13 protein-coding genes and 1 other annotated feature are annotated in these 15,528 nt (G+C 47.1%); of the genes, 11 read left to right on the top strand and 2 right to left on the bottom strand.

What is annotated here, in order from left to right:
* Nucleotides 1–142: 142 nt before the first annotated feature.
* Nucleotides 143–529 carry a sigma-w pathway protein ysdB gene (locus HUG20_RS14600; RefSeq protein ID WP_200085407.1) on the bottom strand — a complete coding sequence of 129 codons (387 nt, stop codon included), beginning with the start codon at nt 527–529 and terminating at the stop codon, nt 143–145.
* Nucleotides 530–695: 166 nt separating this feature from the next.
* Here HUG20_RS14600 and HUG20_RS14595 point away from each other — a divergent pair, with 166 nt between their 5' ends.
* On the top strand, nt 696–1,781 hold the full coding sequence (locus HUG20_RS14595; RefSeq protein ID WP_200085406.1) for a M42 family metallopeptidase: 1,086 nt from the start codon (nt 696–698) through the stop codon (nt 1,779–1,781).
* Nucleotides 1,782–1,842: 61 nt separating this feature from the next.
* On the opposite strand, the gene sspI is transcribed toward HUG20_RS14595, so the two are convergent.
* Complete coding sequence (sspI, locus tag HUG20_RS14590) at nt 1,843–2,049, bottom strand: small acid-soluble spore protein SspI (RefSeq protein WP_200085405.1); 207 nt, start codon at nt 2,047–2,049, stop codon at nt 1,843–1,845.
* A 93-nt stretch (nt 2,050–2,142) separates the two neighbouring features.
* Between sspI and HUG20_RS14585 the strand changes: the two genes are divergently transcribed.
* The 10 genes from HUG20_RS14585 to HUG20_RS14540 all read left to right on the top strand — a co-directional run bounded on the left by HUG20_RS14585 (nt 2,143) and on the right by HUG20_RS14540 (nt 15,335).
* A complete protein-coding gene (locus tag HUG20_RS14585; protein ID WP_200085404.1) occupies nt 2,143–2,910 on the top strand; it encodes a TrmH family RNA methyltransferase in 768 nt (255 codons plus the stop codon).
* A complete protein-coding gene (locus tag HUG20_RS14580; RefSeq protein WP_200085403.1) occupies nt 2,907–3,704 on the top strand; it encodes an SDR family NAD(P)-dependent oxidoreductase in 798 nt (265 codons plus the stop codon). Before HUG20_RS14585 ends, HUG20_RS14580 begins: the two co-directional genes overlap by 4 nt.
* Nucleotides 3,705–3,817: 113 nt before the next feature.
* The gene (locus HUG20_RS14575; RefSeq protein WP_200085402.1) at nt 3,818–4,129 is read left to right on the top strand and encodes an MTH1187 family thiamine-binding protein; all 312 of its coding nucleotides are present in this window, start codon (nt 3,818–3,820) and stop codon (nt 4,127–4,129) included.
* Nucleotides 4,130–4,548: 419 nt separating this feature from the next.
* On the top strand, nt 4,549–6,120 hold the full coding sequence (locus HUG20_RS14570) for an FAD-dependent oxidoreductase (RefSeq protein WP_246476428.1): 1,572 nt from the start codon (nt 4,549–4,551) through the stop codon (nt 6,118–6,120).
* 60 nt (nt 6,121–6,180) lie between these two features.
* Nucleotides 6,181–6,424: a binding site (T-box leader), on the top strand.
* Nucleotides 6,425–6,472: 48 nt separating this feature from the next.
* Nucleotides 6,473–7,507, top strand: coding sequence for a phenylalanine--tRNA ligase subunit alpha (gene pheS, locus HUG20_RS14565; RefSeq protein ID WP_200085400.1), 1,035 nt, complete (start codon nt 6,473–6,475; stop codon nt 7,505–7,507).
* Between the two features lie 31 nt (nt 7,508–7,538).
* On the top strand, nt 7,539–9,956 hold the full coding sequence (gene pheT, locus HUG20_RS14560) for a phenylalanine--tRNA ligase subunit beta (RefSeq protein WP_200085398.1): 2,418 nt from the start codon (nt 7,539–7,541) through the stop codon (nt 9,954–9,956).
* Between the two features lie 465 nt (nt 9,957–10,421).
* On the top strand, nt 10,422–10,685 hold the full coding sequence (gene zapA, locus HUG20_RS14555) for a cell division protein ZapA (protein WP_200085396.1): 264 nt from the start codon (nt 10,422–10,424) through the stop codon (nt 10,683–10,685).
* A gap of 6 nt (nt 10,686–10,691) precedes the next feature.
* Nucleotides 10,692–11,219, top strand: coding sequence for a CvpA family protein (locus HUG20_RS14550; RefSeq protein ID WP_200085395.1), 528 nt, complete (start codon nt 10,692–10,694; stop codon nt 11,217–11,219).
* A 12-nt stretch (nt 11,220–11,231) separates the two neighbouring features.
* Entirely contained in the window at nt 11,232–12,959 is a 1,728-nt protein-coding gene (gene polX, locus HUG20_RS14545) for a DNA polymerase/3'-5' exonuclease PolX (RefSeq protein ID WP_200085393.1), read from the top strand.
* Nucleotides 12,960–12,968: 9 nt separating this feature from the next.
* On the top strand, nt 12,969–15,335 hold the full coding sequence (locus HUG20_RS14540; protein ID WP_200085392.1) for an endonuclease MutS2: 2,367 nt from the start codon (nt 12,969–12,971) through the stop codon (nt 15,333–15,335).
* Nucleotides 15,336–15,528 lie beyond the last annotated feature (193 nt).

The following is a 15,528-nucleotide window of genomic DNA, read 5'->3' as shown; positions in this document are numbered from 1 at the left end:
GAAGCGGCATCCCGGTTTCAGCTGATAGCTGCATGTTGTTCAGCAATCCCTAAATAAAGTGGAACTTCTATCAAGCATTGCCCGTGGTGTCTTCACGAGCAATGCTTTTTCCGTTGCATTCAAATGACGTGTCGGAATGTGCCTACTTGCGTTTTTTCATCAACGCACCAACCGGGCTTTTCCAATCGATCGAAGCATGAGGGTAGCGGTCTTTAATTTCTTTTTCAATAAACCTGAAATCGTCATATTCCAAACCTTCCAGCTTATCCGTTCGTTTTGGCTGCATGGATATGCGCACCACTTCAAAAGAGTGGTCGGTGGAGCCGACTTTTTTTTCCCCTTCAAACATCGCGCCTTTATACGTAAGGAAAAAATGATTGTGAGCATTTTGTCTATCATCGTATAGAAAATATTGATTGTTGTTTTGTGCCTGTTCTAATTTTCGCAAAGGGCTGCGCAGATAACGGACAATAGTATAAACAAGAATGATCAGAGCGGCAAGCACGAACAATTGAAGCAACAGGGTCATTATAGTATCCCCCTCATTTAGGTTTCCCTGATATCGTGTATCTTTATTATAGATCTTTACCCTCTCTCACGACAATAGAAACAGAAGGTCTTTTCATTGTGGGATTGGGGAAGGAAGCGTATACTGCAAAATAGATGCTCAGGGATGGAAGAAGGAGGTTGTGAAGATGACACAATTAGACGCTACGCAAACAATGTTAAAAGAACTGACAGATGCGAACGGCGTTCCGGGGAATGAACGGGAATCCCGCCAAGTGATGGAAAAACATATTGCTCCGTTCGCGGATGAAGTGACCACCGATAATTTAGGAAGTTTAATTGCCAAAAAAACAGGGAAAGAAGGCGGTCCAAAGGTAATGGTCGCCGGCCATCTTGATGAAGTCGGTTTCATGGTCACACAAATTGACGATAACGGTTTTTTGAAGTTCCAAACCCTTGGTGGTTGGTGGGAGCAAGTGATGCTCGCGCAACGCGTAAACGTGCTCACGAAAAAAGGTGCCATCGTCGGCGTGATCGGCTCAAAGCCGCCGCATGTGCTTCCTGCCGATCAACGCAAAAAAATGGTCGATAAAAAAGAAATGTTTATTGATATCGGTGCCGCAAACAAAGAAGAAGCTGAAGAATTTGGTGTGCGGCCGGGTGATTCGGTCGTGCCGATTTGTGATTTTACCGTCATGAACAACGAAAAATTGATGATGGCAAAAGCTTGGGATAACCGGATCGGATGTGCCATTGCCATTGAAGTGTTGAAAAAGTTGGAAGGAAAAACGCACCCGAATGTTGTTTACGGTGTTGGAACTGTGCAAGAAGAGGTAGGATTACGAGGCGCCCGAACGTCGGCACATGCCATTCAACCGGACATTGGTTTTGCCGTTGATGTCGGTATTGCCGGTGATACCCCGGGGATTTCCAAAGACGAAGCACGAGCCGATATTGGTCACGGGCCACAAATTCTCGTGTATGATGCTTCGCTGATTTCACACAAAGGGTTGCGCGACTTCGTCGTCGATACAGCAGAGGAAAAAGACATTCCTTATCAATTTGACGCAATGGCCGCAGGCGGAACCGATGGCGGTGCGATTCACTTAACTGCGAACGGCGTCCCTGCCCTTTCCATCAGCGTAGCTACCCGTTATATTCATACCCATGCCGGGATTTTGCACCGGGATGATTTTGAACATGCCGTAGATTTAATTGTGGCGGTCATTGAAAAACTTGATGCCGACACGGTGAAAAAAATCACATTTCAGTAAAGGACAAGAATAATGAACGTCCCCGTTTCGTATGTTGCGGGGACGTTGTCTTTTCCGACCGTTACCGGACGCCGTTTGCAATCTGATTGATCACTTCCTGTTTTTCCTCTTGATCCGCTTCATTCCAGTAAACTTCGAACAATACGCCTAAACCGGGCAACATTTTTTCTTCGCCGCTATTAACGGCATCGACGATTGTCGCCTCGATTTGTGAGGCATCACTTCCGGATACGTTATCCAATATGGCATTACGCAAATTAAAATTCATGGATGTCCCTCCTTATGTGAAAACAAGTCATTCGCTTTTCTAGGATGAGAAATGCTATGCTTTCTTATACATACTTGTGAACGAGGGATCCTTATGATCACATCCGCAAACAATTCAGTAATCAAAAAGCTTAAAAAATTACGGCAAAAAAAATATCGTATGAAAGAACGCCGCTTTCTCGTTGAAGGGGTTCATTTAGTGGAAGAAGCGTTAGTGTCCAACATAGCTGTGGATACGCTTGTGACAAGTGAAGATGCACCGTTGCTTTCGGTTGACATCAGTGCTCATCGCGGGCGCGTGCTTGAAGTGAACGCGTCTGTATTTGCAACGCTTTCCGACACCGAGTCTCCCCAAGGGTGGCTCGCGGTATGCAAGATGCCCGCGGAAGTTGAAGTGCCATGCGGAAACGTTTTGCTCCTTGATGGCATACGCGATCCGGGGAATTTGGGAACAATGATCCGCACCGCGGAAGCAGCTGGATTGGCTGGAATTTACGTAAGTGAAGATACCGTCGATTTGTATAACCCTAAAGTGATTCGCGCAACCCAAGGGGTAATGTTTCATCTCCCGGTGATCGTTGCAGATTTAAAAAAAGAGGTTTCTTCATTGAAAGAGGAAGGAATCAAGATCTATGGGACGGATATGCATTCGGAATTTTCTTATCGCGACGCCAAACCCCAGGGTGCGACATATGCACTGCTCCTCGGGAATGAAGCGCAAGGGATATCTCCGGAGTTATTGAGTTCAACAGACAAAACGGTGTCCGTCCCTATAATGGGTGAAGCTGAATCATTGAACGTAGCTGTCACTGCGGGGATCATCATGTATGACTGGATTCACCGAGAAAGGGGAATACGATGATTTTTTCAGAAACCGCGTTGGAAAACGAACATGTTTTGGTTACAGGAGCCACGGGCGGCATTGGCAAGGAAACAGCCAAAGTAGCCGCGTCCATGGGAGCTTTCATTACTATTACCGGCCGAAACGAAGAAAAGCTCCACGATTTGCAAAAGGAACTGGAAAAAATAGCCGATACGTCGAATATCTACGTATGCCCCGCTGATCTTAATTCCGAAGCAAGTCGCCGCGCGCTTGTGGAAAATGCAAAGGCGCAGTTCGGTTCGATTTCAGGATTGGTCAATTCTGCGGGTGTCGCAGGCAATCAAAAAGTTGAAGACATAGATGAAGATTTTTTGCATGAGCTAATGACGTTGAATTATAACTCAGCCGTCATGCTAAGCAAACACGTGTACAAGCAAATGATGGAAAAACAACGGGGAGCGATCGTGAACGTTTCTTCCTTGTCAGGCATGCGGGGCACTTTTGCCAATACCGCTTACGCTGGCAGTAAATTTGCCTTAATCGGATTTACCCAATCGTTTGCAGTTGAAGCGATCGAACACGGGGTGCGAGTTAATGCGGTTAGTCCCGGGTTTGTGAACACAGACATGGGAAAACAATCCATTGAACGAAAAGCGAAGCGAAATGATCGTTCATATCTAGAGCAAATGCGGGCTGTACAAGCAGGATTGCCTTCCGGTCGCATTACGGAACCGGAAGAAGTGGCAAATACCATTGCCTATCTACTCACGGAAGCGGCTGTCAACATCGTCGGAGAAAGTGTGAAAATCTCCGGCGGCAGTGTGATGCGGTGACTGGTCGGAACATCTCCATTCGCTTGAGGGCCCCCCTTGAAAAAAGAACGTTTTTGACCATAACGAAATGGGAATCGGTCTTATAGAGCAAATGATGAAAGGGGATTTTGATCATGGCGATGGCAGATATTTCGATTGTGCCGATTGTAGAAGAGAAAAACCGAAGTTTAGGCGAAGAAGTCGCCGCCATTCATGAAGAGTTGGACAAGCATAAGGATAAAGTCCGTTATGAGTTAACCCCGATGAGCACCGTCATTGAAGGCGATATGGAGGATTTGTTCACCGTAATTCAAGCGTTGCACAATGTGCCGGTGCAGCGGGGATGGGCAAGAATTTCTACCGATATACGTATCGATGATCGAAGAGACGGAGAAGCACACACGCTCGAAGAGAAAAAAGCACGTGTCCATCAATTTAAAAATTAAATCGTAAAAAGGCGAACGGGGCTGTCTCGTTCGCCTTTTATCCGTATGGCTGCTTTATGGCACCCGTTTCGATGTATAAGCAAGCGACAATTGTCCGAACCTTGGTCTTCCTCGGACAATGTTGCGAGGATGCAAGCATAAACTGTCCGAACCAAGGGATAGCTCGGACAGTTTCCCAACGAAGCAACCGTAATATGTCCGGACACGGACCCTGCCGCCGCAAAACGCAGCCTGTCCCTCAATGCGCCATTTCACGCGTACTTTCAAACGTATACCACCATATAAGTTGCGAATAATAAACCCATCTTATGTTTATACTTTAAGATTAACTGTGGTAACGGAGTATAGTATAAGAAAATTTAAGGCTTGCGCCAGCACTTGGCGAAAAGCCGAGTTTTCTAATGAAGGAGCGCTTTTTAATGGCAGATCAACATACCGAAGAAAAATTTGCGGAAACCGCTTGGCAAGCATCGGCAGACTTGCCGGATTTCGAACCGTTAACAGCTGATATGAAAACAGATGTTGTTATCGTCGGCGGAGGGATCACAGGCATTACAACCGCATATCTTCTCGTTCAAGAAGGTTTGCAAGTTGCTTTGGTAGAAGCCGGGAAGCTGCTCAATGGCACAACCGGTCATACCACCGCGAAAGTAACCGCTCAACACGGGATGATCTATGATGAATTTATCCAACATTTGGGTAAGACAAATGCAAGGCTTTACTATGAAGCGAATAGGGAAGCGATGGCGTTTATTCGCAAAACGATTGATAAACATGGGATCAACTGTGATTTTCGCACACAAGACGCGTATCTTTACGCAACGACTCCGAAATATAAAATGAAATTGGAAAAAGAAGCGGCAGCATATGAAAAACTTGGGATCGACGGGGAGCTTTTAGAGGAACTTCCGATTGATATTAACGTCAAAAATGCCTTAGTGATGAAGGAGCAGGCCCAGTTTCACCCTCTCCATTACTTGGCCCCGCTTGTACAAACCATCGTCGACAAAGGCGGTCGGATTTTTGAGAACACTACCGCCGTCCATGTGGAACGGGGAGAGGAACCTTCCGTTATCACCCGAGAAGATGCACGTGTCCAAGCAAACTATATTTTATCTTGTTCCCATTTTCCGTTTTATGAAGGGACCGGTTTTTATTTTACAAGGATGCACGCGGAACGTTCTTATGTCGTTGCCATAAATCCGAAGATGGCGTACCCGGGTGGAATGTATATAAGCGCGGATCAACCTACGCGTTCGCTGCGTTCTGCCAACATTGATGGCGAAGAGTTAGTTCTCGTCGGCGGGGAGAGCCATAAAACGGGGCAGGGAATAGACACCCATGACCACTACCACGCCTTGCAAACGTTCGGAGATGATCTGCTCGGCATCGAAAAACAAGTCAACCGTTGGTCCACACAAGATTTGACGACACTTGATAATCTCCCTTATATCGGCCATTTAACCTCGCAAACCTCCGAGCAAAACATTCTTGTTGCCACCGGTTACCGAAAATGGGGGATGACGAATGGGACGGCTGCTGCCCTGTTGCTTAAAGACCTTGTGCTAGGAAAAGAAAACCGATACGCGTCCCTTTTTACACCGTCTCGTTTTTATGCCGATCCCAGTCTGAAACATTTCCTTCGTGAAAACTTCGATGTGGCGAAGCATCTCGTCGAAGGAAAAGCGGAATCATCGAATAAGGAAATGAAAAGTTTAGCAAAGGACGAAGGGGCTGTCGTGCGGATCGACGGAAAACGCAAAGGGGCATATCGGGATAAAGATGGTGAACTTCACGTCGTTGACACAACATGTACACACGTTGGCTGCGAGGTGAATTGGAACGGCGCGGATCGCACGTGGGATTGCCCATGCCACGGATCAAGGTTTTCCTATTCCGGGGAAGTCATCGAGGGACCGGCTGAAAAACCGTTGCAAAAAGAAGAGTATAGAATGATCGAAAGTTTTATGGGTAATCGGGCCGGTTACTGATTGCTCATGACTTGAAACAGATAAAAAAACGGATTATACTATTGGTTATACAAGCATAGTGAAAAAACAATGAAAGAGCGTAGTACTTGGAACACTGGCGGCCAGGAAGGGGGAGTCATGGATTGAAAGCTCCCCTGCGTTAAGCGCTTTGGAATTCACTCTGGAGTTGGCACTGAAAGTGCGGGAACGTTACTTATCGTTTACCGATCGTAAAAAGTGTACCGGGCGCAAGCCGTTATTTGCAAGAGTGAGCGACAGTTGTTGTCGTTAACAAGGGTGGTACCGCGAAACCTTCGTCCCTTTTTTAGGGGGCGGAGGTTTTTTATTTTCGTGAAGAAGGGGGACATACAAGATGATTGAACGATTAAAGGCGCTTGAGTCGGAAGCGCTCGAAGCCGTACAGGCAAGCGGTGACAAGAAGGCACTCGAACAAGTGCGCATCCGTTATCTGGGAAAAAAAGGAGCCATTACGGAGGTTCTGCGCGGGATGGGGCAACTATCTGCCGAAGAACGTCCTGTCGTCGGCCAAAAGGCGAACGAGGTTCGCGAAAGCATTCAAGAGGCACTGGCTAAAAAAGTGGAAGCTTTTGAGGAAGCCGAATTGGAACAAAGGCTGGAAGAGGAAGAAATCGATGTGACGTTGCCGGGAAGACCTATGAATCAAGGCTCTACCCACCCGCTTACAGCTGTTGTGGAAGAAATCGAGGATATTTTTATCGGCCTTGGGTTTGAGGTAACGGAAGGGCCGGAAGTGGAGACGGATTATTTTAATTTTGAAATGATCAATTTGCCTCCGAATCATCCGGCCAGGGACATGCAAGACACCTTTTACATCAGTGAAGACATCCTTTTGAGAACCCAAACGTCACCGGTGCAGGCACGGACGTTGCAAAAGCATGAAGGCGAAGGACCGGTAAGGATTATTTGTCCGGGGAAAGTCTATCGCCGCGATGAAGACGACGCCACCCACTCCCATCAGTTTATGCAGATCGAAGGGCTCTACGTGGATGAAAATGTGCGCATGAGCGACTTGAAAGGAATATTTGATACATTTGTTAAACAGTATTTTGGCCAAGACCGGGAGATTCGGTTGCGCCCGAGCTTTTTTCCGTTTACGGAACCATCGGCGGAAATTGACGTCACTTGCGGCATTTGTGCGGGCAAAGGTTGCAGGATATGTAAGCAAAGCGGATGGATTGAAGTGTTAGGTTCGGGGATGGTTCATCCGCGCGTGTTGGAATTAAATGGGTTTGACCCGGATATATACAGCGGCTTCGCCTTTGGCATGGGCGTGGAACGCTTTGCCATGTTGAAATATGGAATCGACGATATCCGCCATTTCTACACGAATGACACGCGCTTTTTATCCCAGTTTCAACAATTGTAAACAATAATAAACGAAGGAAGGTGAAGAACCAATGCTCGTTTCCTACCAATGGTTGACGGATTATATCGATTTATCGGATACAACCCCGGAGGAAGTTGCTGAAAAGCTTACCCGCGCAGGGGTAGAGGTTGATCGGCTCCATCGCTATCATGATGGGATCGATGGTGTAATCGTCGGTGAGGTGAAGGAAACAACCCCTCACCCGGAAGCAGAAAAATTAACGCTTTGCCAAGTGGACGTAGGCGATCGGACACAGCAAATTATCTGTGGGGCCAGCAATGTACAAAAGAGACAAAAAGTGGCCGTAGCGATGCCTGGAACTACCTTGCCGGGGAATAAAAAAATAGAAGAAACGACGATTCGCGGAGAAACATCTGCGGGTATGATTTGCGCGTTGGATGAACTTGGCTTCAATGAACGGTTATTGGCGAAAACAGAACAAGATCAAATTGTCGAATTGCCGGCAGAGGTCGTGACCGGGCTTGATGCTCTTGAGATTCTCGGTTTAAATGATGTGATCATGGAACTTGATTTGACGCCGAACCGCCCGGATTGCTTAAGCATGCTCGGAGTCGCTTACGAATTGTCCGCGTTGCTGGACCGCCCGATTCATCATCCCGATTACACACATGGGGTGATTCGCAAAAATGCCGCCGGCCGTATCGCCGTTGAAGTGACAAATGGCGAGGATGTTCCCTACTATGGGGCAAAAGTGATCGATAAAGTAACGGTAGCCCCATCGCCGCTATGGTTGCAGACACGCTTAATGGCCGTGGGCATTCGGCCGATCAATAATATTGTCGATATTACGAACTATGTGTTGCTGGAGTATGGACAACCCCTGCATGCGTTCGATTATGATCGGTTTGGCTCGGAGAAAATCGTAACGAGACGCGCAGAACAAGGAGAAAAAATCGAAACGTTGGACGGGCAGGAGCGAACGCTCTCTGGCGAGGATGTATTGATCACCAATGGCAATGCTCCCGTTGCGATCGCGGGAGTGATGGGTGGTGCGTCAACAGAAGTGCAGGCAGACACAACAAGTGTGTTGCTGGAATCGGCACAATTTGATGCATTAAATGTTCGAAAAACGTCCGGAAAGCTAGGGTTGCGCAGCGAATCAAGCCAACGATTTGAAAAGGGGATAGATTTCGAACGAACCGCCGAAGCCGCAGAAAGAGCAGTCATGTTAATGGAAGAAATTACTGGCGGCGTTGTGCTGAAAGGTACGGTGGAATCAGGGGAATTACCGGCTGTCGTACAAGAAGTCCATTTAAATTTGGAACGGTTAAATATGCGGCTTGGTACGGAACTTGAGTCGGAGGAAGTCGAGACGTTGTTGCACCGGCTCGGTTTGGAAGTGACGAACCTGGGAAATGAATGGCGAGTCCATATCCCTTCAAGACGCCTCGATCTTTCGATTGAAGAAGATTTAATGGAAGAAGTTGCCCGTCTTTATGGTTATGATCGTATTCCGACGACATTGCCGGTCGGTGCGCGCTCAGCCGGAGCTTTGACCGGCGAGCAAAAAAATCGCCGCAAACTCCGCCGTTTTCTTGAAAGTACGGGGATGCAAGAGGCAATTACTTACTCTCTCACGAGCGCACAAAATGCTGACCAATTTTTACTGCGCCAAAGTGACCGAAAAATGCGTGTGCTTATGCCTATGAGTGAAGAACGGGAAGTGTTGCGAAGAAGCTTGATCCCCCACCTTCTGGAGGGCGGCGTTTACAACGTGAATCGACAGTTGGAAGATGTCTTTTTGTTTGAAATTGGGACCGTCTTTGAACCCTCTGCAGATGAAAATAAGCAACCTGGGGAGCATGAGCATGTAGCTGGAGTATTAAGCGGCCAGTGGCACAATCATGCTTGGAACGGGGAAGAAATCCAGGTCGATTTCTATGTTGTTAAAGGAATTGTAGAAGGCATGTTAAGGCAAGCAAAAAAAGAAAAGGAAGCGACCTTTCGCGCCCGTAAACGGGAAGGGATGCACCCGGGTCAATCCGCAGAGGTGCTCATTGATGGCGAAACCGTTGGTTTCCTTGGGCAACTCCATCCACTTGAACAAGAGGCGCAAGGGTTGCCTGCCACGTACGTGTTTGAATTAGATGCGAAAAAACTATTTGCCGTGGATAAAGAAGAAATCCGCTATCAACCCCTGCCTCGTTTTCCGGCCATTCGAAGGGATTTGGCCGTTGTCGTCGATGCAAATATAGCTGCGGCTGAAGTGGAAGCAGTCATCGTGGAAGCTGCAGGAAAGTGGTTGGAAGATATCCATCTATTCGATGTTTACCAAGGAGAAAATATCGAAGCCGGCAAAAAGTCACTCGCATATTCGCTCCTTTATCTAAACCGCGAACGCACACTGAAAGATGAAGAGATTGCAGATATTCACGAAGAAATTGTAGCCGCCCTCCGCACACGATTAGGCGCAACTTTGCGTGATTAAAAAAGCGCACCCTCGGGGTGCGCTTTTGTTCGTTACGTTCGTTGTTTTTCAATAGCTTCGGAATCTGTTATGATGTTAGATAACATAGGATCAGTATGTTCATTGTGAACCTTTCCAACTAAACTAAAGTTTTTGATGGAGTTTCTCTTATCTTAAATATTGTTCAATATCTCGCAATGCAATCCCATCGGGAAGTCCTGCGCCAGGTTTAGGCGAGTGAATGAAGACAAGTTCCGAAATGTTCTTATTGGCAGCATAGAAATTTTTGTCTATCATGCGAACCTCGGTATTTCTAACTGTAACAAACGTCAGTTCCTGAATCTACAAGAAACAGAAATAAAAAGAGCGACTACCCCCCCACTAAATCATTTTGAAGGGGGAATGGGTCGCTAATTATTGTTCGTATTGATAATAGATGTTTACGAAAATCATTACACGTACGCGGTAAAAGGGAGGCGCTCGCAGGTGGCTGGTAAAGAAGCAAACAATCAAGATAAAAGACGAACAACTGTCACGATTTATGGGGATCAATATACGGTTATCAGTGATGAATCAAAAGGTCATGTCAATGATGTTTCCAGTCATGTAGACGCTAAAATGAGAGAAATGAAAAGGGTGAACCCTTATCTTGATACGAGACGCCTCGCTGTCCTTGCAGCGATCAATATTGCAGATGATTATTTGAAAATGCAAAAGGATCAAGGGTTGATGCCGGAAGAAGAGGATTAAATACGTATGTTAAGTCTGTTTATATTGCTGATACTCTTCGCGAAGTTCTTTGTAGGGCTGCGTCGGGGACTTGTCCTGCAATTTTTTCATCTGGTCAGTTTTTTCGGATCGATGATTGTTGCCTTTGTATTTTTTAGCCCATTTGCCGATTATTTACGGCTATGGCTTCCGTACCCCCAATTTTTGGACGGAAGCAATGGTGGCATGATGATCCCTGCGTTTAGTTTGGAAAGTGTGTATTATAATGGCATTGCTTTTGCTATCCTTTTTTTTGCCACGCGTATTTTGTTGCGCATGATTGCATCGCTCTTGGACTTCGTTCGTTACCTGCCTATTGTGCGTACCTTGAATAACTTTCTCGGCGGTGTTTTAGGCTTCATCGAAGGATACTTGGTTGTTTTTGTCTTATTGTTGGTGGCAGCGTTAATCCCTGTTGAATCCGTTCAGGATACGATTGTGGGCTCAACGGTTGCCAGGTTGATAATTGAACAAACGCCGTTTTTATCCCAATGGTTGCCGGATATATGGACGTAAGGAGGCAAAGCTATGGATAAAAAAGAAGTGATGCAAATGTTGGAGACGATTGCAATTTATCAAGAAATTGCAGGAGAAAATCCGTTTAAAATTGCCGCCTACCGTAAAGCGGCGCAAGCGTTGGAACGTGAAGCGCGCACCCTTGAAGAGATCGGGAGCCCCGAAACATTGAATGGCATCGGAAAGGGGACGGCCGCTGTCATCGAATCGCTTAGGGATACCGGAAAGACCGAAGTGCTGGATGAGTTAAAAGTAAAGGTGCCTGCAGGTCTGCCTGTTCTCTTGCAATTGCCAGGGTTGGGCGGAAAAAAAGTCGGGAAGCTTTATCAAGAACTTGGGATTACAGATGCTGCATCGCTAAAAGACGCCTGTGAACAAAAACAGGTACAAACGTTACCGGGATTCGGGGCGAAAACGGAAGAAAAAATCCTCGTTGCATTAAACGCAACTAATGAGCGCCCCGAACGCTTGTCGGTTGCTTTTATGTTGCAGGTTGCAGCAGAAATGGAAGCAGCGTTGCGGCAGTTTACAGCGGTCAATCGTTTTGCTCGGGCAGGAAGTTTACGGCGCCTTAAAGAGACGGTGCGCGACCTTGACTACGTCATCGCCACCGATGATCCCGAACACGTGCGGGAACAACTTAAAGAGCTGCCCGGCATTGCCGAGATTGTTGCCGATGGGGAAAAGAAAGTATCGTTGCAATTGGACAAAGGGTTCTCCGTCAACGTTGACGTTAGAATCGTGGGTGACGATGCATTCGCAAGTGCCCTCCATCATTTTACCGGCTCCAAGGACCATCATCTGCTCATGCGAAGAATCGCGAAAGCACAAAACGAGAAGATTAATGAATATGGCGTTGAAGATAGCGAAACAGGCAAAATAACTACTTTTCGAAATGAAAAGGATTTTTTTGCCCATTTTGGTTTGGAAAACATCCCGCCGGAGGCAAGAGAAGGGACGATTGAAACGGAATGGTACCAAAAAAACCGGGAAAATATTGATTTACAGCAGGTGAAAGGGGATCTCCACATGCATACCGTGTGGAGCGACGGTGCAAATTCCATCGAGGAAATGATCAAAGCAGCAATCGAGCGCGGGTACACGTATATGGCCATTACTGACCATTCTCGTTTTTTGCAAGTGGCGAACGGGTTAAGCGAAGCGCGTGTTCTCCGCCAGCAAGAGGAAATTCGTGCTGCCAATGAAAAATTCGATAATATTCGGATTTTATCAGGCATTGAAATGGATATCCGGCCGGACGGTACGCTCGACTACTCGGACGAAACGCTCCGACAACTGGACTTTGTCATCGCTTCGATTCATTCCGCTTTCTCCCAATCGGAAGAAGCTATCCATGCTCGTTTAAATACAGCTTTGGAACACCCTTGCGTTGATCTCATTGCTCACCCAACGGGCCGTCTCATCGGCAAACGGCAAGGATACAAGGTAGACTTGGACTGGCTTTTCAAACGGGCGGCAGAAACAGGGACAGCGTTAGAACTGAATGCAAACCCCAACCGCTTGGATTTGTCTGCAGACGTACTTAAACGCGCGGTCGACCAAGGAGTCGCCACTGCCATCAACACCGATGCGCACCGCGCAGAAGGATTGGAGCAAATGGCGTTTGGCATCGGCGCGGCAAAGAAGGCTTTTCTTCTTGCGGACCAAGTGCTAAATACGTGGCCGTTGGAAAAATTGGAGAGCCATTTAAAAAACAAACGAATGTTGACGGAAAAATGAGGTGCAGTTATGCAGGAGGATATGCTGCGAACGTTAGAATACCATAAAATGAAAAATCAGCTGATGGAACACGTAGCATCTGACTTAGGCAAAGAAAAAATCCATAATCTCTTCCCTCATATGGAACTAACAGTTGTGCAAGTCGCCCAGGAGGAAACAGCAGAGGGGGAGCAAGTTCTCCGTTTTCGCGGGCACATCCCCCTTGGAGGCGTCCATGATATTCGCGCCGAAATTAAACGGGCTCAACTTGGGAGCGTCCTCGACCCTCAAGATTTTACGAACATTAATGATACCATTCGCGCCGGAAACCAACTGAAGGCATTTATCGAGCAATTGCTTGAAGAGGAAGAAGAGGTTTCAATTCCTCATTTGCAGGCATATGCCTTTGAGCTGTTTCCGTTAAAAAACTTGGAAACGACCATCCGGAGAACCATTAGTGAAGATGGCCATGTGCTTGATAGCGCGAGTGATTCCCTGCGAACGGCACGACAACAAATCCGCACGTTTGAAGCAACGATTCGATCGAAACTGGAACAGATTCTACGTTCGAGAGATGCGGAGACTAAGCTTTCCGACCGGGTCGTTACGATACGAAACGAGCGCTACGTAATTCCTGTTAAACAGGCCTATCGAAATGCATTTGGAGGGATTGTCCACGACCAATCTTCCTCCGGGCAAACGCTGTTTATTGAACCGCAATCCGTTGTGACGGCGAATAATCAACGTCGGGAAGCAAAAATGAAAGAGAAGCAGGAAATTGAACGGATTTTGCGGATGTTAACGGAAGAGGTGGCAATGGAAGGCGAGCATTTATCAAGCAATACGGCCACCCTTGCGCAGCTGGATTTTATTTCTGCTAAAGCTTTATATGCACAGAAAATCAGAGGGGTGCAACCGCAACTGAATGATCGCCGCTACGTTTATTTTCCGAAATCCCGCCATCCATTATTAAATGCGGATGACGTCGTCCCCATTGATTTAGAGATCGGGGGAGACTATCATTCGCTTGTGATTACCGGTCCGAACACCGGCGGCAAAACCGTCGCTCTAAAAACCGTTGGCTTATTTACGCTTATGGCACAATCCGGTTTATTTTTACCGGCCGCGGAAAAAACGGAAGCGACGGTTTTCACGAATATTTTTGCCGATATCGGTGATGAGCAATCCATTGAACAAAGCTTGAGTACGTTTTCTTCCCATATGACGAATATTGTTTCCATTCTGCAAGATGTCGATGATCAAAGCCTCGTCTTATTCGATGAATTGGGGGCAGGAACCGATCCTGCCGAAGGAGCGGCACTAGCCGTCTCCATTTTGGATGAAGTCCACGACCGCGACGCACGCACGGTAGCCACCACTCACTACACGGAACTGAAAGGCTATGCTTATAACCGGAGTGGCGTGATGAATGCCAGCGTTGAATTTGATGTAGATACGCTAAGTCCCACGTACCGGCTACTCACGGGCGTTCCGGGGCGCAGCAATGCATTTGCCATTTCCCGGCGGCTTGGTCTATCGGAAAACATTATAGAAGCAGCCGAAAGTGAAATGGCCGCTGACACGAAGCAAGCGGAACAAATGATCACTTCGCTCGAAGCCCGCTATCAACAAGCGGAACAAGCCCAAGAAGAAGCGGATGAAACGCGGAGACAGGCGGAGGAACTGCACCGCGAATTGGATCGCGCATTCACGGATTTGCAAAAGCAAAAACAGGCGATCTACGAGGAAGCGGAAGCAAAGGCGAAAGCAGAAGTGGAAAAGGCAAAAGAAGAAGCGGAAATAATCATTGCCGATTTGCGTCGTCTCCAACAAGAAGGCCATGCAGTGAAAGAGCATGAGCTCATTGACGCACGCAAGGGACTTGAAGAAACACCCCCTCAGTTAACGAAAAAACAACAACAAGTGAAGAGAAAAGCGCAAAAAGCGGCAAGTTACGAGCCGGGCGAAGAAGTTTTCGTGCCTCGTTTTAATCAAAGCGGCCACATCGTGGAAACATCCGGGAAAGACGAATATAGCGTCCAACTGGGGATTATGAAAATGACATTAAAGGCAGACGACTTGGAAAAAACATCGCAGCCAAAGCCTGAAAAAACCGGAAAAAGCGTCACGCGTGTCTCCGGACGTTCGTCTCATGTAAAACCGGAATTGGATTTGCGTGGGGAGCGTTATGAAAATGCCATGACAGAGGTGGAAAAATACCTCGATGAAGCTGTGCTTGCCGGTTATGGGCGCGTTCATATCATTCATGGCAAAGGAACGGGCGCTTTGCGCAAAGGCGTAAAAGAACTGTTGGCAAAACATCCAAGTGTAAAAAATACAAGAGACGGCGGAATGAATGAAGGCGGGATTGGCAATACGGTTGTCGAATTAAAATAATAAGGGGGCGAACGCGCTCCCTTTTTGGGGGGATCAAATGCATGGAAACGTTGGGAAAAATATTAATCACGTGCTGTATCGGTTTTATCCTCATTGGGATTATTTATCTGGCAATCGCGTTATAGAGGATCGAAAATAAAAGTTCTACTTTATTAATGAGAGCGTTTCCATTATGATAGAGAAAGGGGAGATT

This window comes from Salicibibacter cibi (genome assembly GCF_016495865.1).
Taxonomy (GTDB): Bacteria; Bacillota; Bacilli; order Bacillales; family Marinococcaceae; genus Salicibibacter; species Salicibibacter cibi.
This window is presented reverse-complemented; position numbering and strand designations above follow the sequence as displayed.

What these genes read in the sequence shown, in the direction of transcription:
- HUG20_RS14600 (WP_200085407.1), bottom strand. Translation starts at nt 529, where the DNA reads ATGACCCTGTTGCTTCAATTGTTCGTGCTTGCCGCTCTGATCATTCTT.
- HUG20_RS14595 (WP_200085406.1), top strand. Translation starts at nt 696, where the DNA reads ATGACACAATTAGACGCTACGCAAACAATGTTAAAAGAACTGACAGAT.
- sspI (WP_200085405.1), bottom strand. Translation starts at nt 2,049, where the DNA reads ATGAATTTTAATTTGCGTAATGCCATATTGGATAACGTATCCGGAAGT.
- HUG20_RS14585 (WP_200085404.1), top strand. Translation starts at nt 2,143, where the DNA reads ATGATCACATCCGCAAACAATTCAGTAATCAAAAAGCTTAAAAAATTA.
- HUG20_RS14580 (WP_200085403.1), top strand. Translation starts at nt 2,907, where the DNA reads ATGATTTTTTCAGAAACCGCGTTGGAAAACGAACATGTTTTGGTTACA.
- HUG20_RS14575 (WP_200085402.1), top strand. Translation starts at nt 3,818, where the DNA reads ATGGCGATGGCAGATATTTCGATTGTGCCGATTGTAGAAGAGAAAAAC.
- HUG20_RS14570 (WP_246476428.1), top strand. Translation starts at nt 4,549, where the DNA reads ATGGCAGATCAACATACCGAAGAAAAATTTGCGGAAACCGCTTGGCAA.
- pheS (WP_200085400.1), top strand. Translation starts at nt 6,473, where the DNA reads ATGATTGAACGATTAAAGGCGCTTGAGTCGGAAGCGCTCGAAGCCGTA.
- pheT (WP_200085398.1), top strand. Translation starts at nt 7,539, where the DNA reads ATGCTCGTTTCCTACCAATGGTTGACGGATTATATCGATTTATCGGAT.
- HUG20_RS14550 (WP_200085395.1), top strand. Translation starts at nt 10,692, where the DNA reads ATGTTAAGTCTGTTTATATTGCTGATACTCTTCGCGAAGTTCTTTGTA.
- polX (WP_200085393.1), top strand. Translation starts at nt 11,232, where the DNA reads ATGGATAAAAAAGAAGTGATGCAAATGTTGGAGACGATTGCAATTTAT.
- HUG20_RS14540 (WP_200085392.1), top strand. Translation starts at nt 12,969, where the DNA reads ATGCAGGAGGATATGCTGCGAACGTTAGAATACCATAAAATGAAAAAT.